Origin of the sequence: Streptomyces albiaxialis, assembly GCF_039530985.1 — a bacterium.
Lineage (GTDB): Bacteria > Actinomycetota > Actinomycetes > Streptomycetales > Streptomycetaceae > Streptomyces > Streptomyces albiaxialis.
The window spans coordinates 165,706-184,309 of sequence record NZ_BAAAPE010000011.1; the positions used below are offsets into that span (position 1 = coordinate 165,706).

Annotated in this window: 14 protein-coding genes and 1 pseudogene; 9 read left to right on the top strand and 6 right to left on the bottom strand. The window is 73.6% G+C overall.

The features are described 5' to 3' along the window. Positions 1-41: 41 nt before the first annotated feature. Together ABD343_RS21385 and ABD343_RS21390 are read right to left on the bottom strand one after the other, a co-directional pair. Positions 42-707, bottom strand: coding sequence for an ABC transporter (locus tag ABD343_RS21385; protein ID WP_344530597.1), 666 nt, complete (start codon positions 705-707; stop codon positions 42-44). Next, positions 704-1,558 (bottom strand): ABC transporter ATP-binding protein, encoded by an 855-nt coding sequence (locus ABD343_RS21390; RefSeq protein WP_344530599.1) that lies wholly within the window; start codon positions 1,556-1,558, stop codon positions 704-706. The genes ABD343_RS21385 and ABD343_RS21390 overlap by 4 nt, the downstream gene beginning before the upstream one ends. Between ABD343_RS21390 and ABD343_RS21395 the strand changes: the two genes are divergently transcribed. The 3 genes and pseudogenes from ABD343_RS21395 (at position 1,557) to ABD343_RS21405 (ending at position 5,398) form a co-directional block, all read left to right on the top strand. After that, entirely contained in the window at positions 1,557-2,339 is a 783-nt protein-coding gene (locus tag ABD343_RS21395; RefSeq protein ID WP_425578236.1) for a peptidyl-tRNA hydrolase, read from the top strand. The genes ABD343_RS21390 and ABD343_RS21395 overlap by 2 nt on opposite strands. Positions 2,340-2,411: 72 nt before the next feature. Then, positions 2,412-3,771: pseudogene (locus ABD343_RS21400) on the top strand (MbnB/TglH/ChrH family RiPP precursor modification enzyme). A gap of 121 nt (positions 3,772-3,892) precedes the next feature. Then, a complete protein-coding gene (locus ABD343_RS21405) occupies positions 3,893-5,398 on the top strand; it encodes an alpha/beta hydrolase (RefSeq protein ID WP_344530603.1) in 1,506 nt (501 codons plus the stop codon). 27 nt (positions 5,399-5,425) lie between these two features. Here the strand turns inward: ABD343_RS21405 and ABD343_RS21410 are convergent, their stop codons facing one another. The 3 genes from ABD343_RS21410 to hemG all read right to left on the bottom strand — a co-directional run bounded on the left by ABD343_RS21410 (position 5,426) and on the right by hemG (position 9,189). Beyond that, the gene (locus ABD343_RS21410) at positions 5,426-6,826 is read right to left on the bottom strand and encodes a phospholipase D-like domain-containing protein (protein WP_344530605.1); all 1,401 of its coding nucleotides are present in this window, start codon (positions 6,824-6,826) and stop codon (positions 5,426-5,428) included. Between the two features lie 195 nt (positions 6,827-7,021). Continuing rightward, entirely contained in the window at positions 7,022-7,750 is a 729-nt protein-coding gene (hemQ, locus tag ABD343_RS21415) for a hydrogen peroxide-dependent heme synthase (protein ID WP_344530607.1), read from the bottom strand. Positions 7,751-7,755: 5 nt separating this feature from the next. After that, positions 7,756-9,189: a protoporphyrinogen oxidase gene (gene hemG, locus ABD343_RS21420; protein WP_344530925.1), complete on the bottom strand. Its 1,434-nt coding sequence runs from the start codon at positions 9,187-9,189 to the stop codon at positions 7,756-7,758. Between the two features lie 38 nt (positions 9,190-9,227). On the opposite strand from hemG, the gene ABD343_RS21425 reads away from it, so the two are divergent. Then, entirely contained in the window at positions 9,228-10,619 is a 1,392-nt protein-coding gene (locus tag ABD343_RS21425) for an FAD-dependent oxidoreductase (protein WP_344530609.1), read from the top strand. 215 nt (positions 10,620-10,834) lie between these two features. Here the strand turns inward: ABD343_RS21425 and hemE are convergent, their stop codons facing one another. Beyond that, complete coding sequence (gene hemE / locus ABD343_RS21430) at positions 10,835-11,938, bottom strand: uroporphyrinogen decarboxylase (RefSeq protein WP_425578237.1); 1,104 nt, start codon at positions 11,936-11,938, stop codon at positions 10,835-10,837. 73 nt (positions 11,939-12,011) lie between these two features. On the opposite strand from hemE, the gene ABD343_RS21435 reads away from it, so the two are divergent. The 5 genes from ABD343_RS21435 (at position 12,012) to ABD343_RS21455 (ending at position 18,541) form a co-directional block, all read left to right on the top strand. Next, positions 12,012-12,653 (top strand): DUF3000 domain-containing protein, encoded by a 642-nt coding sequence (locus ABD343_RS21435; protein ID WP_344530611.1) that lies wholly within the window; start codon positions 12,012-12,014, stop codon positions 12,651-12,653. Between the two features lie 157 nt (positions 12,654-12,810). Further along, positions 12,811-13,488, top strand: a complete 678-nt coding sequence (locus tag ABD343_RS21440; RefSeq protein WP_344530613.1) for a LuxR C-terminal-related transcriptional regulator — start codon at positions 12,811-12,813, stop codon at positions 13,486-13,488. Between the two features lie 97 nt (positions 13,489-13,585). Beyond that, on the top strand, positions 13,586-14,851 hold the full coding sequence (locus ABD343_RS21445) for an HRDC domain-containing protein (protein ID WP_344530615.1): 1,266 nt from the start codon (positions 13,586-13,588) through the stop codon (positions 14,849-14,851). A 346-nt stretch (positions 14,852-15,197) separates the two neighbouring features. Next, positions 15,198-16,412: a thiolase family protein gene (locus ABD343_RS21450; protein ID WP_344530617.1), complete on the top strand. Its 1,215-nt coding sequence runs from the start codon at positions 15,198-15,200 to the stop codon at positions 16,410-16,412. Between the two features lie 2 nt (positions 16,413-16,414). Next, positions 16,415-18,541 carry a 3-hydroxyacyl-CoA dehydrogenase NAD-binding domain-containing protein gene (locus tag ABD343_RS21455; protein ID WP_344530618.1) on the top strand — a complete coding sequence of 709 codons (2,127 nt, stop codon included), beginning with the start codon at positions 16,415-16,417 and terminating at the stop codon, positions 18,539-18,541. Positions 18,542-18,604: the final 63 nt, after the last annotated feature.

The following is an 18,604-nucleotide window of genomic DNA, read 5'->3' on the forward strand; positions in this document are numbered from 1 at the left end:
CTTAGGGGGCAAGCCCGGAAGTCTTGGCCCCCCGGAGGGGGTTAGCGGCGGGGGGTCAGGGTCGCGGCGCAGGCCAGGGCGCAGGTGGTGAAGGCGAGCGACGCCAAGAGGGAGGGCCAGGGAGAGGGGACCGAGCCCGCTCGGGACGCGGAGACCAGGCCCTGGACCGCCGCGTTGGCCGGCGAGGCCCCCGCGACCAGCACCACGACCACCCCGCCCAGCAAAGAGAGCACGCCCCACCCCCGCCCCCGCACCACGGGCCGGCTGCACAGCGCCCCCACCCCGGCCCCCACCACCCCGCAGGCCGCCGCGGCCACCAGCCCCGCCCCCGCCGCGGGCAGCAGCGGAACGGCCACCCGCCCGTCCGTACTGTGCGGGTCGCTGATCGCGACGACGACGCCCGTCCCCACGGCCCCCAGCACCCCGGCGCCCGCCCCTCCCGCGAGCACCGCGCTCACATGGGCCCGCGCGGGACCGGCGAGCGCCGCGGCGCAGTGCCGTGCGGCGTCCGGCTCGGCGGTGACGCAGATACGGACGAGCCAGGCGGCGACGGGCAGCAGCATCGCCGCGGCGTAGCCGAGCGAGTCGAGGACGGGCTGCCCGGCCCGTACGCCGACGCCGACCAGCGCCGCGTACGCGAGCACCGGCGGCAGCCACCGCTGCGACCGTACGAGCAGCGCGAGCTGGTACCGCACCAGGGCAGTCACTCCGCACCTCCGGTGACCCGCCGGACGTGCCACGGCGGGCGCGCCGTCAGCAGCGCGTACAGCACGGCGTCCGACTCCGACGCGGGCACGGTCAGCACGGCCGTGCCGTCCGCACCGGCCCGTGCCCCCGCGACGGCCGCGCCCGGCGGCCCCTCGGCCTCGATCCGTACGACCCGGGCGCGCGGCCCGGACGCCGAAGGCCCGGGCGCCAAGGGCCCCGGCGCCGAGGGCCCCGGCACCAGGCCGCCGCCCGTCACCCGGTGGACCGTGTCCGTGGCGTCCGCGAGGCGGCGGGGGTCGTGGTCGACGAAGACGACGGTGCCGCCGTCCGCGACCCGTTCCGCCACCGCGCCGTCGAGCACTGTGCGGGCGTCCACGTCGAGTCCCGTCCAGGCCTCGTCCAGCACCAGCAGCGCGGGGGCGCCGAGCAGCGCCTGCGCGACGGCGACCTTCTGGCTGCCGCCCTTGGAGAGTTCGGACATCCGCGTACGGGCGTACCGCCCGGCGCCGAACCGCTCCAGCCACTCCCCCGCCGCGCGCGACGCCGCGCGCCGCGACAGGCCCTGCACGCGCCCCAGGTGGGTCAGATAGCCGAGCGCGGTCAGCGGCAGGGCCGAGGGGAAGCGCTCGGGTACGTACGCGCGACGCGGCGGGCGTCCGCTGATCCGGCCCGCGCTCGGCGCGTCGATCCCCGCGAGGAGGCGCAGCAGGGTGGACTTGCCGGAGCCGTTGGCGCCCTCCAGGCGCAGCAGCCGCCCCGCGCCCACCTCCAGATCGACGCCGCGCAGCACCCACGGCCCGGTCAGCCCGTAGCGGCGGCCGACCCCCTCCAGCCTCATCGACCAGCTCATGGCCGTGACCGTATCCCCTGGCAGAATTGATCACGTGAGCGATTCCCCGAATGACCCGCACGCCCCGCACGACCGGCAGGACCCGCACGACCCGCACGACCCGCCGTACGTCCTTCCCCTCGTCGTCCGTATCGAGCGCGCCGCCCCGCCCGCGCGCACGGACGCGCTGGAGACGGCCGCCCGCGCCGTGCTCACTTTCCTGTCGGACCCGCGTACGGCCGACGGGGCCGGCCCGTGGCACGAGCCTGTACGGGCGTGGGAGGAGCGCGGCATCCGCAAGGTGGTGCGGCGGGCGCGCGGCTCGGAGTGGCGGCGCGCGGAACCGCTCCCGGGGCTCACGGTCACGGGCCGTACGGCCGAGGTGCGGGTCTTCCCGCCCGTCCCCGTCGACGCCTGGCCGAAGGACCTCGCGCGCCTCCAGGTCTCCGGCACGGATCTGACGGACCCGGAACCGCCGCCCGCGCCCGCCGCGGACGTACCGGTGCTGTGGCTGAGCCCGGAGCTGGAGATGACGGCGGGCAAGGCCATGGCGCAGGCCGCGCACGGCGCCCAGCTCGCCTGGTGGGACCTGGACGCGGCGGCCCGCGAGGCGTGGCGCGCGGCGGACTTCCCGCTGGCCGTCCGCACCGCGCGCGACGCCGCGCACTGGCGCGAGCTGACGGCGGGCGCCCTGCCCGTCGTGCGCGACGCGGGGTTCACGGAGATCCCGGCCGACTCCTGCACCGTGGTCGCGGACCACCCGGCGCTGAGGCTCGGCCCGGAACCTCAAATCGACCTCTGAACCGGGCCGTTCGGGGATTCGTCTCACCTCCATGAGGCAGAGACTGGGAGAACGTACGGGGGAGGTCCGCGCATGGAACACACCGAGCGCTTGGGAGAACGCCTGGGGACGGGCATCGGCTGGCGGCCCGAGATCGCCGAGGGGATCGAGGCGCTGCCGGGCATCGACTGGGTCGAGGTGGTGGCGGAGAACGTCTCCCCCGGGCACCTGCCCGAGGCGCTGGAGCGGCTGCGCGAGCGCGGCACGACCGTCGTCCCGCACGGCGTCTCGCTCGGCCTGGGCGGCGCCGACCGCCCGGACCCGGAACGGCTGGCGGCCCTCGCCGAGCGCGCGGAGGCGCTGGCGGCGCCGCTGGTGACGGAGCACATCGCGTTCGTCCGCGCGGGCGGCGACCTGACCGGGACCCGGCCCATGGAGGCCGGGCACCTGCTGCCCGTGCCGCGCACGCGCGACGCGCTCGACGTGCTCTGCGCGAACGTGCGCCTCGCGCAGGACGCGCTGCCCGTGCCGCTCGCGCTGGAGAACATCGCCGCGCTGGTCGAGTGGCCCGACGAGGAGATGACGGAGGGCCGGTTCCTCACGGAGCTGGTCGAACGCACGGGCGTACGGCTGCTCATCGACGTCGCCAACCTCCACACCAACCACGTGAACCGGGGCGAGGACCCGGCCGCCGTGCTCGACGCGCTGCCGCTGGACGCGCTCGCGTACGTCCATGTCGCGGGCGGCGTCGAACGGGACGGCGTCTGGCACGACAGCCACGCGCACCCCGTCGGCGCGCCCGTGCTGGACGTGCTGGACGAGCTGTGCGCGCGTGCCGTGCCGCCCGGCGTGCTGCTGGAGCGCGACGAGGCCTTCCCGCCCGTGGCGGAACTGGAGGGCGAACTGGACGCGATCCGGGACGTGCTGGCCCGGCACACCGCCCGCCCGAAGGAGGCGCCCCGTGTCTGAGACCCACACCGACACCGGCACCGGCGCCGACACCGAAACAAGCGGCACCGCCAGCGGCACCGACACCGGCCTCGACGCCGCCCGCGAGAGGCTCGCCCGTGCCCAGGGCGAGCTGCTCTCCGCGCTGGTCGCCGACGGGCCCGTGCCGCCCGGCTTCGACGCGGAGCGGCTGGCCGTGCAGGCCCGCGCGCTGCGCGCCAAGCGGGCCGACGTCGTCGCCAAGGTCGCGCCCGAACTCCCCGGCATCCTGGGCGAGGAGGAGTACCGCACGGCGTTCCTCGCCTACGCCGAGGGCCGTCCGATGCGGGGCAACTACCGGCGCGACGCGCTGGACTTCGCCCAGCATCTGCTGGCCGCCGACCGCCCGGACGACGCGAAGCAGCGCAAGCGGCTGCACGCCTGGTGGCGCGAGCGAGCGGGCCCCGCGCCCCTGCCGTCGGGCCGGGTCCGCCGCCTCCTGGACCGCCTCCCCGGGCGCTCCTGACCCTTTCGCGCAACCCGGCCTGGGCCGTACGGCCCCGGAGGCGTCCCCGGATCGGGCGGTTCCGGCACGACACCCGTAACCGGTGCTTTACTCAGGGCGGCGGGGCCCGAAGCATCCGGGCATGCGCACTCCGGCGATCTGCGGCTCCTTCACCGCCCTGGCACTGACCCTGTCCCTGACTCCGGCGGCCTCCGCCGAAGGGGCCCCCGCGCGAGGCGGCATCGACTGGAAGAAGTGCCCGCGCGTCGAGCACCTCCCCCGGCCCGTCGAGTGCGGCACCGTCTCCGTGCCCGTCGACCACGCGAAGCCGCACGGCGAGAAGATCGAGCTGACCGTCAGCCGGCTGCGCGCCACCGGCGAGCCCTCCGAACGCCAGGGCTCGCTGCTCTACAACCCGGGCGGCCCGGGCGGCAGCGGCATGTCGTTCCCGCTCTACCCCAAGGCGCTCGGCGGGGTGTGGAAGAAGCTCAACACCCGTTACGACCTGGTCGGTTACGCCCCGCGCGGGGTGGGCAGGTCGGCGCCGCTCTCGTGCGGGAACCCCCGGGAGTTCGCGAAGGCGCCCAGCCGTTCGCCGCGCGATCCCTCACCCGCGTTCAAGCGGAAGATGCGCGAGCGCGCCGAGGCGTACGCGCGGGGCTGCGCGGAGGCACAGGGCGACAGGCTGCGCCACTACACGACGCCCGACAACGCCCGCGACCTGGACGCGATCCGCTCCGCCCTCGGCGAGCGGAAGATCAACTTCCTGGGCGTCTCGTACGGCACGTACCTCGGCTCCGTCTACGCCACGCTCTTCCCCGAGCGCGTGCGCCGCCTCGTCCTGGACAGCGTCGTCAACCCCTCGCCCGAGAAGATCTGGTACCAGGCGAACCTCGACCAGAACGTCTCCTTCGAGCACCGCTGGACCGACTGGAAGGAGTGGACGGCCCGGCACCACAAGACGTACGGGCTGGGCCGCAGCGAGCCGGAGGTGCAGCGCTCGTTCGACCGCGTGCGCGACGCCGTGGACCGGAAGCCGGCGGGCGGCAAGGTCGGCTCGGAGGAGCTGCTCAGCTCGTTCTTCGACACCGCGTACGCCGACGACGTCTGGGCCCGGCACGCCCGCGCGCTCGCGGCGTTCCGGAAGGGCGACGAGAAGCCGCTGACGAAGCTCGCGGCGCCGGACCCGGCGGAGGCCACCGAGGACGAGAACGGCAACGCGGTCTACAACGCCGTCCAGTGCTCCGACGCCCCCTGGCCCCGCTCGTGGACGCGCTGGGACGTGGACAACTCGGTGCTCGCGCCCTTCGCGCCGTTCAACACCTGGGAGAACGCCTGGATGAACCTCCCCTGCGCCTCCTGGAAGGTCCCGTCGTCCCGGCCGCTCGACGTCCGCACCGGGCCCGGCGAGCTGCCGCCCGTGCTGCTGCTCGCCGCGACCCGCGACGCCGCGACCCCGTACGAGGGCGCGGTCGAGACCCGGCGCCGTCTGAAGGGCTCCTCGCTCGTCACCGAGCGCGGCGCGGGCACCCACGGCGTCGCGGGCGGCAACAAGTGCGCCGACGCCCACCTGGTGAACTACCTGTTCGACGGCAAGACCCCGGGCGACAAGGCGGAATGCGAGCCCCGCCCGGAGCCCAAGCCGTAGCGGGGGCGGGGGCGGGGCGGGGTCCGGTCAGCGGCCCCCGCCGCACGCCGCGCGCAGCTTCCCGAACCAGGTGCGGTACGCGTCGTGCGCGGCGCGGCCCGTGACGCGGAGCGCGGAGTCGTCGGAGTTCTCCAGGTGTGTGAAGTTGGCGCTGCCCGTGTAGACGCGGGGCGTGAGGTCGCCGCCGAAGGAGCCGTCGATCATCATCACCTTGGTGTGAGTGCTGACCGCCTGCCCGTTGCCGGGGTCGAAGCGGCACGGGGTGAGGCGGATCGGCGCCCGCCCGGCCGGGTTGAGCGCCTTGAGCACCTCGGGGGCGACCGAGGGGCCGCCCGCGGGGCCCGGGTGGACGATGTCGACCGAGCAGCCCTGGTCGCGCAGCGCCCGCAACTGCCGGGCGACATCGAGCCGGTGCTTGGTGAACGCGGTCAGCGCGATCCGTACGGCGGTGCGCCGCGCCGTGCCGCCCCCGTCCTCGTACCGGCACTGGACGCGCCGGAGGTCGTTGGCGACGGGGTCCCGCGAGGGGTCCTGCGCGCCCGGGTAGAACAGGGCCCGGTAACGGGCGCCCGCCGGGCCGCGCCAGAAGTAGCGGGAGTCGGGCTTCCGGGCGCGCAGGTCGGCGAAGTAGCGGCGGTAGTCGGCGTAGGCGCGGGCGTCGGCGACGGTGAAGGAGTCGTTGAAGGAGTTGTAGAGGTACCAGTCCTTCAGGTTCGACGAGGTCTGGAAGACCACGTTCCGGTGCTCCTTCCCGCCGACGACGACCGACGAGAACAGCGCGAACTTGCTGTGCAGATAGTCGCGTCCTATGCAGCCGCGCCCGGCGGGGCAGGCCACGGCCCACGACGCGCGGTCCTTCCCGGCGCCGAAGGCCTGCCGGAACCGGGCGAGGGCGCCGGGACTGGAGGAGTCCAGGACCACCTTGACGTGCACGCCCCTGCGGTGCGCCGCGAGCAGCGCGTCGAGCACGGCCGTGGACCGGTCGCCGTCCGCGAACTCGAACATCACGAACTCGATCTCGCCGCCCGCCGGCACCCGGTCGGTCAGCCTGATGAGCTGGTTCATGACGGCGGCCTGCCCCGCGCTCGGCCGCCCGGCGCCGCCGGAGAGGTCGGCGGGATCGTTGAACACCGGCCCGTCGATCACGGGTTCGGCGGCGTTCCGCCCCGCCCCGGTCGCCTGTCCCTTCCCGGGCGCGGACTTCGACCTGTGCTGGGACTTGTGCTTGTGCTTGTGCTTGGGCTTCGGCTTACGGGGCGGCTTGGACGACGGGCTCGCGGGCGCCGTTTCCGGCGGCTTGCGCGATTCCGCCCCGTGTCCGCCCCGCGCGCCCACGGCCTCGGCTATCGAGAACGTCAGCAGACAGCACAGGGCGACGGCGCCCGCGACAAGGGCACGCCGGGACAGGGCGAGAGGGGACAGGCTCATGGTGAAACGTCTTCGGGGTCAGATCACGGACGGGGAGGCAAGGGCGGTCATCATCGGCCCCGCCTCCCTTCCTGCTGCTCCCCGAGTGGTCACGAATCGCGCCAACGTAACAGCCCGCCCCACCGGGCCGTCCAATCGCCGGGAAGTCAAATCCCGTGCGGATGAGACGTGTCACATCCGGGACGTCGCGCCCCGTCAGGCGAGACCGGCCACCAGTTCGCCCACGGACTTGCGGCGGCCCGTGTAGAAGGGGACCTCCTCGCGGACGTGCATCCGGGCCTCGGAGCCGCGCAGGTGCCGCATGAGGTCGACGATGCGGTACAGCTCGTCGGCCTCGAAGGCGAGGATCCACTCGTAGTCGCCCAGCGAGAACGAGGGGACCGTGTTGGCGCGGACGTCCGGGAAGCCGCGGGCCATCTTGCCGTGGTCGGCGAGCATCGTGCGGCGCTCGTCGTCGGGCAGCAGATACCACTCGTACGACCGCACGAAGGGGTACACGCTGACGTACGCGCGGGGCTCCTCGTCGGCGAGGAACGCCGGGATGTGCGACTTGTTGAACTCGGCGGGCCGGTGCAGCGCCATGTTCGACCACACCGGCTCCAGGGCCCGCCCCAGCTTGGTGCGGCGGAAGCGGTTGTACGCGTCCTGGAGCGCGTCGGAGGTCTCCGAGTGCCACCAGATCATCAGGTCCGCGTCGGCGCGCAGCCCGGACACGTCGTACGTGCCGCGCACGGTGACGTCTTCGGCGGCGAGCTGCTTGAACAGCTCCTCCACCTCGTCCGCGTACCCCGCACGGTCGCCGGGGGCCTCCGGCAGCACGTCGCGCAGCCGGAAGACCGACCACAGGGTGTAGCGGATGACCTCGTTGAGGTCCTTGGCCTTCTTGCCCGCGTTCGGGGCCTTCTGCGGTGCGTCGTCGCTCATGGTCCTCATTCTCCTCCGCGCCCTGCGCGCGCCGACGCCAGGGTCTCCTCCGCGGCCCGCTCCCCACTGGCGACGCACGCGGGGATGCCGACCCCGTCGTACGCGGCGCCGCACACCGCGAGCCCCGGCACGGCGGCCAGCCCGGCGCGGACCCGCTCGACGCGGTCCACGTGCCCCACGGCGTACTGCGGCAGCCCCTCGTCCCAGCGCGTCACCACCGTGTCCACGGGCCGCGCCGCGAGGCCCGTCGCCTCGCGCAGGTCGCGCAGCGACAGCGCGACCAGCTCGTCGTCGTCCCGCTCCAGCACCGCCGTCTCCCCGTACCGGCCCAGCGAGGTGCGCAGCACGCTCAGCCCGGGGTCCTGCTCGCCGATCCAGCCCCACTTCTGCGAGGCGAACGTCGAGGCCTTGATCGACCGCCCGTCGACCGGCGGCACCAGGAAGCCGCTGCCGGACGGCAGGCCCCCGGTGTCGGCGCGCCGGAAGGCGAGGGTGACCAGCGCCATCGACGCGTACTCCACCGCGTCCAGTTCGGCTGCCGCGCCCGGCGCCTCGTCGGCCAGCAGCCGCGCGGCGGCGGGCGCGGGCACGGCCAGCACGACGGCGTCGGCGTCCAGCGTCTCCTGGTCGGTCACCACCCTCCAGCCCTCCTCGCGCCGGACCAGCTTCCGTACGGCCGTGCCCGTGCGGATCTCGGCCCCGGCGGCACGGCAGGCGTCGGCGACCGCGAGCGGCAGCCGCCCGACGCCGCCCTCGACGCCCATGAACACCGGCCCGCCCGAGGCGGGCGCCGACGCCGCCCGCTCCTGGATGCCGCGCACCCCGGCGAGCAGCGAACGCTCACCACGCGCGGCCTCGAAGAGCTGGGGGACGGCGGCACGCATCGAGATGCGGTACGCGTCACCGGCGTAGACCCCGCCCAGCAGCGGTTCGACGAGCCGGTCCACGACCTCGCGCCCGAGCCGCTCGGCGACGTACGCGCCGACCGCGACGTCCTCGCCGACCTCGCTGCGCGGCAGCGTCTCGTCCTCGGCGATCCGCGCGAGCCCCTCCGGGGAGATCACCCCGTGCAGCGCGGCCGGGTCGCCGGGCACGCCCATCACATGCCCCTTGGGCATCGGCCGGACCTCGCCGCGCGTCCAGATCGCGCCCCCGGCGACGGCGGGCGGCTGGAGCGCGTCCCCGAGGCCGACCTCCCGTGCCAGCCCGACAGCCTCGGGCCGCCGCGCCAGCATCGACTCGGCGCCGAGATCCACGGCGGCGGCGCCCGCGACGCTGCCCGCGTGCAGCTTGCCGCCGAGCCGGGCGGACGCGTCGAGCAGCGTGACGCGGGCGCCCTCCGTGACGAGCCGGTGGGCCGCTGCCAGCCCCGAGATGCCTCCGCCGATGACCAGTACGCGCATACGGTTAGTGTCCCGCGCCGTTCCCCGTGACGTGATCAGGGGGTCGGGAACGGTCACCGACGAAGGGAACCCGTATGGCACCGCAGCGCATGCTCGTGATCGGCGGCGACGCGACGGGCATGTCCGCCGCCTCGCAGGCCCGCAGGCTCAAGGCCGCTGACGAGCTGGAGATCATCGCGCTGGAGCGGGGCCACTTCGCCTCGTACTCGGCCTGCGGCATCCCGTACTGGGTCGGCGGCCAGGTCGAGGCCCGGGACGCGCTGATCGCCCGTACGCCCGAGGAGCACCGGCGGCGCGACATCGACCTGCGGATGCGCACCGAGGCCACGGAGATCGACCTGGCCGGGCAGCGCGTACGGGCCCGGGACGTGGACGCGGGCACCGAGGAGTGGCTCGGCTTCGACCAGCTCGTCCTCGCCACCGGCGCCCGCCCCGTACGTCCGCCGCTGCCCGGCATCGACGCGCCGGGCGTCTACGGCGTGCAGACCCTCGACGACGGCCAGGCCCTCCTCGACGTCCTCGAAAAGGAGGAGGAGACCCCCGGCGGTCGCCGCGCGGTGATCGTCGGCGGCGGCTACATCGGCGTGGAGATGGCCGAGGCCCTCATCAACCGCGGCTACACGGTGACCGTCGTGGACCGGGGCCCGCAGCCGATGTCCACGCTCGACCCGGACATGGGCGCGCTGGTGCACGAGGCGATGTGCGGCATGGGCATCGAGACGGTGCGCGGCGCGGCCGTCACGGAGGTCCTCACGGACGGCGGGGGCCGGGCACGCGGAGTGGCCACGGAGGACGCGGAGTACGCGGCGGACGTCGTGGTCCTGGGTCTGGGCGTACGCCCCGAGACGGGCCTCGCCCGCGCGGCGGGCCTCCCCCTGGGCGAGTCGGGCGGCCTCCGCACGGACCTGGCGATGCGCGTACGGGGCCACGAGAACATCTGGTCGGGCGGCGACTGCGTCGAGGTCCTCAACCTCGTCTCGGGCCGCCCCCAGCACATCGCGCTCGGCACGCACGCGAACAAGCACGGGCAGATCATCGGCGCGAACATCGGCGGCGGCTACGCCACGTTCCCCGGCGTCGTCGGCACGGCCGTCAGCAAGGTGTGCGACCTGGAGATCGCGCGTACGGGCCTGCTGGAGCGGCACGCGGCGGCGGTGGGCCTCCAGTTCGTCACGGTCACGACGGAGTCCACGAGCCGAGCGGGCTACTACCCGGGCGCCCGTTCGATGCGCGTCAAGATGATCGCCGAACGCCGCTCGGGCCGCCTGCTCGGCACCCAGATCGTCGGCGGCGAGGGCGCGGGCAAGCGCGTGGACATCGCCGCGGTCGCCCTCACGGCCGGCATGACGGTGGAACAGATGACCGCCCTCGACCTCGGCTACGCCCCACCCTTCTCCCCGGTCTGGGACCCGGTCCTGATCGCCGCCCGCAAGGCGGCGGCCGCGGTGCGGGACGACCTCACATAAGAGGGTGCCTTCTTCTCCGCGACACGACCGGGACGAGACTGCCCCGCACGGCACATCGCGGCCCGCGGGTACGCCGTGGCTGGCCGCGCAGTTCCCCGCGCCCCTGACGGGGCGCTCCCGTGAAGCGCCCCGAAGGGGCAGCTTCAGGGGCGCGGGGAACTGCGCGAGCAAGTACCACGCAGCCGCACCCGGCGAAGCACGGGAAGGGGCAGCCCCTAAGCCGCCGCCGTACGTTCGTGCACGTAGGCGACGAGGTCCGTGAGAACGGCGGGATCCGTGTCCGGCAGGACGCCGTGTCCGAGGTTGAAGACGTGCCCTTCCAGACCACGGGCCGACTCAAGGATCTCGTCGGCCTTCGAGCGAACAGCGTGACGCGGGGCAAAGAGGACGGCGGGGTCCAGGTTCCCCTGGATCGCCTTGCCGGGGCCGACACGGCGCGCGGCCTCGCCGACCGGCACGCGCCAGTCGGCGCCGACGACATCGGCCCCGGCCTCGCCCATGAGGCCCAGCAGTTCACCGGTCCCGACACCGAAGTGGATACGCGGCACCCCGTACGCCGCGACCTCGGCGAAGACCTTCGCCGAGGCGGGCATCACAGAGCGCCGGTAGTCCGCGGGGGCCAGCGCGCCGACCCACGAGTCGAAGAGCTGCACGGCGGAGGCCCCGGCCTCGATCTGCACGCGCAGGAACGCGGAGGTGATGTCCGCGAGCCGGTCGAGCAGCTCGGCCCACAGCTCCGGGTCGCCGTACATCATGGCCTTGGTGTGCTCGTGGTTCCGGGACGGACCGCCCTCGACCAGGTAGCTGGCGAGCGTGAAGGGCGCCCCGGCGAAGCCGATGAGCGGGGTGGCGCCCAGCTCGCGGGTGAGGATGCCGAAGGCCTCCGTCACATACGCCACGTCGTCCGGCTCCAGGCGGCGCAGCCGCTCCAGGTCGGCGCGCGAGCGGAACGGCCGGGCGATGACGGGCCCGACGCCCGGCTTGATGTCGAGGTCGACGCCGATGGCCTTGAGGGGGACGACGATGTCGCTGAAGAAGATCGCGGCATCGACCCCGTGCCGCCGCACCGGCTGGAGCGTGATCTCGGCGACCATGTCGGGCCGCATGCAGGAGTCGAGCATCGCGGTGCCCTCGCGCAGCTTGCGGTACTCGGGCAGCGAGCGGCCGGCCTGCCGCATGAACCACACCGGGGTGTGCGGCACGGGCTCCCGGCGGCACGCGCGCAGGAAGGCGGAGTCCCGCACGGCGGCGTTCGGGGTGGACGCCTGAACGTTCTGCTGGCCCCGAGGGGCGCCCCAGGGGCGGTCGTTTCCACTCACCCCAGAAGTCTCCCACGGCCGTCCGGGGTGTCCCTACCGGCCTGAAGCTCGCCCTCCGCCTACTCTTCCGCCCATGACAGCGGCGAGGGCATCAATGGCGGGCAACTCCGGTGGCGGCGGCGGGGAGTCCTTTCCCCCTCCCTTCCGGGCGGCCGTCACCGCGCTCAGCGAGGCACGGCTCCGCCCCGAGGTCCGGATCTCCCCTCTCCCCGCGCCGCGGCGCCTCGCGCCGTACGCCTTCGCGCTGGAGGCCGCGGTCACCGAGCCCGACGACGCGGGCACGGAGCTGGCCGACGGCCGCTTCGTCCTGCTGCACGATCCGGAGGGGCAGGACTCCTGGCAGGGCACCTTCCGCGTCGTCACGCTCGGACGCGCGGAGCTGGAGCCGGAGATGGCGCAGGACCCGCTGCTGCCCGAGGTGACCTGGTCCTGGCTGACGGGCGCGCTGGAGGCCCGCGAGGCGGGGTACGCGGAGCCGAGCGGCACCGTGACCCGGTCCAGTTCGACGTTCTTCGGGGGCCTCGGGGAGCAGGACCCGCAGGAGGTCCTGGAGATCAGGGCGAGCTGGACCCCGGCGGGCGGCGAGGCCGCGCCCGACGCCGCGGCCCATCTGTCGGCGTGGTCCGAGATGCTCTGCCAGTGCGCGGGGCTGCCGCCGGAGAGTGGGGACGGCGGTTCGGTCGTCCAGCTTCCGCAGCGGCGTGGCCCGCAATAGCGGGACGTATCACCCCTTCGTGATCTTTCACTAAAGCCTCGGGGGAGAGCTGCCGAAGAGGTCTGTGACCCTTCCACACGGAATACCCGACTCGTCCGCAGGCTTCCCGCCACCCGGACGTCGGGCCCGTCCCCAGCCACTCCCCCCAGGAGGCCCGGTGTCTGTTCTCCTTGAGCACCCCACAAGCCTGGTCGCCTACCGCCCGAACAAGCCGACGGCCATGGTCGTCGTGGCCGACCCCCGCGTCCGTCAGACCGTGACCCGCCACCTGTGGGCTCTCGGTGTCCGTGACGTGATCGAGGCGTCGTCGATCGCGGAGGCCCGTCCCCGAGTCGGCAATCCACGCGACATCTGCGTGGCCGACGTCCATCTCCCCGACGGTTCGGGGCTCAGCCTGCTGTCCGAGACCCGGGCGGCGGGCTGGCCGAACGGTCTGGCACTCTCCGCGGCCGACGACATCGGCGCCGTGCGCAACGCCCTCGCGGGCGGCGTCAAGGGCTATGTCGTCACCGGCACCCGCACCAACCTCGGCGGGGCCATGCCGACCCGGCACGGCGCGGCGCCGATCGGTGCCGCCGCCGCGCGCATGCACCGCCGCCCCGGCGGCGGTCCCGGCGGCCCCGGCCACCCCGGCGGCTACCGCGAGCTGTCCGGGCGCGAGGTCGAGGTCCTGCGCCTGGTGGCCGAGGGCCAGTCGAACAAGGCCATCGGCGTCTCGATGGGCCTGTCCGCGCTGACCGTCAAGAGCCACCTCGCCCGGATCGCCCGCAAGCTGGGCACCGGCGACCGCGCCGGAATGGTGGCGGTGGCACTGCGCACCGGCATCATCCACTGAACCGTTCACCATCGTCCGATCCTCTGTGCGGCGCCCGTCGAGGTAACGTTCCGTCGGCGGGCGCTTCGCATTGCGTGCACACGGATACCCTTGACTGGTGACCGACGCCCAAGAGACCGCATCAGCAAACGCAGCTCAGGCCCCTCTCCAGGACTCGGGTCCGGCGCCGGTCCCTCTCTTGGAACCGCGGGAGGGCATTCCGCCGGTAACCGTGGCGGCAGAGGAGCTGAGCCGGGTCGTCGACGCGTTCGCGAACGCGTCGGGCCCCGTCGCCGTCGACGCCGAACGCGCGTCCGGCTATCGCTACGGGCAGCGGGCGTATCTGATCCAGTTGCGACGCGAGGGCGCGGGCACAGCGCTGATCGACCCCGTCGCCTGCCCCGACCTCTCCGTCCTCGGTGAGACGCTGGGCGGCACCGAGTGGGTGCTGCACGCGGCGACGCAGGACCTGCCCTGCCTCCGTGAGATAGGCATGCGCCCGGCGCGGCTCTTCGACACGGAACTCGCGGGCAGGCTGGCCGGATTCGCGCGGGTCGGCCTGGGGGCGATGGTCGAGAGCGTGCTCGGTTACGCACTGGAGAAGGGCCACTCCGCGGTCGACTGGTCCACCCGCCCGCTCCCCGACCCCTGGCTGCGGTACGCGGCGCTCGACGTCGAGCTGCTCGTCGATCTGCGGGACGCGCTGGAGGCCGAGCTGGAGCGGCAGGGCAAGCTGGGGTGGGCGAGGGAGGAGTTCGCCGCGATCGCCTCGGCCCCCGCGCCGCCGCCCCGCAAGGACCCGTGGCGCCGCACCTCCGGCATGCACAAGGTGCGCCGCCGCCGTCAGATGGCCGCCGTCCGCGAGCTGTGGACGACGCGGGACGCGGTCGCGCAGCGGCGCGACGTCTCGCCGGGCAAGGTGCTGACGGACGCGGCGATCATCGAGGCGGCGCTGGCGATGCCGCCGAACGTCCGTGCGCTCTCGGCTCTGCCGGGGTACGGGCAGCGGATGGGCCGCAAGCAGTTGGAGCAGTGGCAGGCCGCCGTGGACCGGGCGCGCCAGCTCCCGGACTCCGAGCTGCCGCAGCAGAGCCAGGTGCCGAACGGGCCGCCGCCGCCCCGTTCCTGGGCGGACAAGGACCCGGCCGCCGCGGCGCGCCTGACCGCCGCCCGGGCGGCGGTCAACGCGCGGGCGGACGAGCTGAATCTTCCGCAGGAGAATCTGCTGACGCCGGATTCTGTGCGGCGCCTGTGCTGGGAGCCTCCGGCGGAGGTGACGGAGTCCGGCGTGACCTCCGCTCTCCGCTCCCTCGGAGCGAGGGAATGGCAGATCGAGCAGACCTTGCCACTGCTGGTGGCCGCACTCCAGGCCGAGGCCGCATAAGCCGCACCCGGCAAAGGTGGGCTGCGCTTGCCAGCCCTGCTCCCCCAAGCTCTTCGAGCAGGGGGTACCCCCAGTGGCAGACCTCCCAAGCACAGCGGGGAGAAGCAAGAGTGCCCCGTCAGGGGCGCGGGGAACTGCGCGACCAGCCAGGCGCGCACTCGCAGGCTGGGACGCGCGGCGCGGGGCACCCCCGTGGCAGCCCGCTCGCCGGGTGGCCGGAAAAGAGGGCGGGGGCGTGTGACGTAGGCCCCTCGGGGAGGACGGCTCTTGCGACACGGTTACCCACAAGTAGCATGGGGGTCGGGGAGAAACCCCGACCCCCGGCCGCACCTGGAGGAGAGCCAACGTGCCTCGTACCGCTAGGGACGTCGTCTTCGTCGACGGCGTCCGCACCCCGTTCGGCAAGGCGGGCCCCAAGGGCATCTACCACGAGACCCGCGCCGACGACATGGTCGTCAAGTGCATCCGTGAGCTGCTGCGCCGCAACCCCGGGCTGCCCCCCGAGCGCATCGACGAGGTGGCGCTCGCCGCGACGACCCAGATCGGCGACCAGGGCCTGACCCTCGGCCGTACCGCCGGCATCCTCGCGGGGCTTCCGCAGTCCGTGCCCGGCTACTCGATCGACCGGATGTGCGCCGGTGCGATGACCGCCGTCACGACGACGGCGGGCTCGGTCGCCTTCGGCGCGTACGACATCGTCGTCGCGGGCGGCGTCGAGCACATGGGGCGGCACCCGATGGGCGAGGGCGTGGACCCGAACCCGCGTTTCGTCTCGGAGAAGCTGGTCGACCAGTCGGCCCTCTTCATGGGGATGACCGCCGAGAACCTGCACGACCGGTTCCCGCACCTGACCAAGGAGCGCGCCGACGCCTACGCGGTGGCGAGCCAGGAGAAGGCCGCCAAGGCGTACGCCAACGGCAAGATCCAGGCCGACCTCGTGCCGATCTCCGTGCGCCGTACGGGCGACGAGGGCGGCGAGAAGGGCTGGGGCCTCGCGACCGCCGACGAGCCGATGCGGCCGGGCACGACGCTGGAGAACCTCGCCGGACTCAAGACCCCGTTCCGCGCGCACGGCCGTGTGACGCCGGGCAACGCGGCGGGCCTGAACGACGGCGCGACCGCCTCGCTGGTCGCCGCCGAGGACGTGGCGCGCGAGCTGGAACTGCCCGTCAAGATGCGGCTCGTCTCGTACGCCTTCGCGGGCGTCGAGCCCGAGGTCATGGGCATCGGGCCGGTCCCCGCGACCGAGAAGGCCCTCGCGAAGGCCGGGCTCTCGATCGACGACATCGGCCTGTTCGAGATCAACGAGGCGTTCGCCGTGCAGGTGCTCTCGCTGCTCGACCACTACGGCATCGCGGACGACGACCCGCGCGTCAACCAGTACGGCGGCGCGATCGCGTTCGGTCACCCGCTGGCCTCCTCCGGCGTGCGGCTGATGACGCAGCTCGCCCGGCAGTTCGAGGAGCAGCCGCACGTCCGCTACGGCATCACCACCATGTGCGTCGGCTTCGGCATGGGCGGGACCGTCATCTGGGAGAACCCCCACTGGGAGGGCAAGTAAGCATGAGCACGAGCACCGCTGAGCTGCTGAAGGGCGCTGCCGAGCTGTTCCCGGACGAGGTCGTCACGCACGCGTACGTCCGTCACCTCGAACTGCCGGACGGCGCCGGGAACTTCGCCCTCATCACGCTGGACAACGGCCTGGACCACACCAAGCCGACCACCTTCGGCCCGCAGTCGCTGGCGAACCTGAACGCCGCGATCGACCAGGTGGAGAAGGAGGCCGCCGAGGGGAAGATCAAGGGCGTCGGCGTGACCGGCAAGCCCTTCATCTTCGCCGTCGGCGCCGACCTCAAGGGCGTCGAGCTGCTGAAGCGGCACGAGGACGCGCTCGCCATCGGCAAGGGCGGCCACGAGGTCTTCAAGCGGCTGTCCTCGCTGGCCGTTCCCACGTTTGCGTTCTACAACGGCGCCGCCATGGGCGGCGGCGTCGAGGTCGGCCTGCACTGCACGTACCGCACGGTCTCCGCCGCGCTGCCGGCCTTCTCGCTGCCCGAGGTCTTCCTCGGCCTGGTGCCCGGCTGGGGCGGCTGCGCGCTGCTGCCGAACCTGATCGGCGCCGACCGCGCGGTCTCGGTCATCATCGAGAACTCCCTCAACCAGAACCGGCAGTTGAAGGGCAAGCAGGTCTACGAGCTGGGGATCGCCGACGCGATCTTCGAGGGCGCCGACTTCCTGGAGGAGTCGCTCCGCTGGACCGCCTCCGTCCTCAAGGGCGAGGTCGAGGTCGTCCGCTCCGAGGTCGACCGGGGCGACGCGTGGGACGCGGCCGTCGCGCGCGGCAAGGAGATCGCCGACAGCAAGGTGCACGGCGCGGCCCCGGCCGCCTACCGGGCCCTCGACATCATCGCGAACGCGAAGAGCGGCGACCTGCGGCAGGGTTTCGACGCCGAGGACCAGGCGCTGGCCGACCTGATCATGGGCGGCGAACTGCGCTCCGGGATCTACGCGTTCAACCTGGTCCAGAAGCGCGCCAAGCGGCCCGCGGGCGCCCCGGACAAGTCCCTGGCCCGCCCCGTCACCAAGGTCGGCGTCGTCGGCGCGGGCCTGATGGCCTCGCAGCTCGGGCTGCTGTTCGCGCGCCGCCTGGAGGTGCCGGTCGTCCTGACGGACATCGACCAGGAGCGCGTCGACAAGGGCGTGGCGTACGTCCACGAGGAGATCGACAAGCTGCTCCTCAAGGGCCGCGTCAACCAGGACAAGGCCAACCGCCTCAAGGGCCTGGTCACCGGGTCGCTCGACAAGACCTCCGCCTTCTCCGACGCGGACTTCGTGATCGAGGCCGTGTTCGAGGAGATGGGCGTCAAGCAGAAGGTGTTCGCCGAGGTCGAGGCGGCCGTACCGGCGCACGCCATCCTCGCCACCAACACCTCCTCGCTGTCGGTCACCGAGATGGCCTCGCAGCTCCAGCACCCCGAGCGGGTCGTCGGCTTCCACTTCTTCAACCCGGTGGCGATCCTGCCGCTGCTGGAGATCGTGCGCGGCGAGCAGACGGACGACGCCTCGCTGGCCACGGCCTTCGGCGTCGCCAAGCAGCTCAAGAAGACGGCCGTACTGGTGAAGGACGCCCCGGCGTTCGTCGTCAACCGCGTCCTGACCCGCTTCCTCGGCGAGGTGCTGCGCACCATCGACGAGGGCACCCCGGTCGACGTCGCGGACCGCGCCCTCGCGCCGCTCGGGCTGCCGATGTCCCCGATCCAGCTCCTGGAGCTGGTGGGCCCGGCCGTCGCGCACCACGTCGCGGAGACGCTGCACAGCGCGTTCCCCGCCCGGTTCGCCACCTCGGAGAACCTCGGCCGGATCGTGGCTGCGGGCAAGCGGAACCTGTACGTGCCCGGCACGACGGAGCTGGACCCGGAGGTCGCCGAGCTGTTCCAGGTCCGGGACACCGTGCTGTCCGAGGAGGAGGTCCGCGACCGCGCGCTCAACGCCATCGCCGAAGAGGTCCGCCTCATGCTCGACGAGGGCGTCGTCGCCGAGGCCCAGGACATCGACCTGTGCCTGATCACGGGCGCGGGCTGGCCCTTCCACCTGGGCGGCGTGACGCCTTACCTGGACCGTGAGGGTGTCAGCGAGCGGGTCTCCGGGCGCCGGTTCCTCGAACCCGGCGTCGCGAGCGTCCCCGCGTAGCGGATCGCCCTGCTAAGGGGGTGCCCCTGACCGCGCGTCGCAGACCGTGGCTTTCGCCGTGGC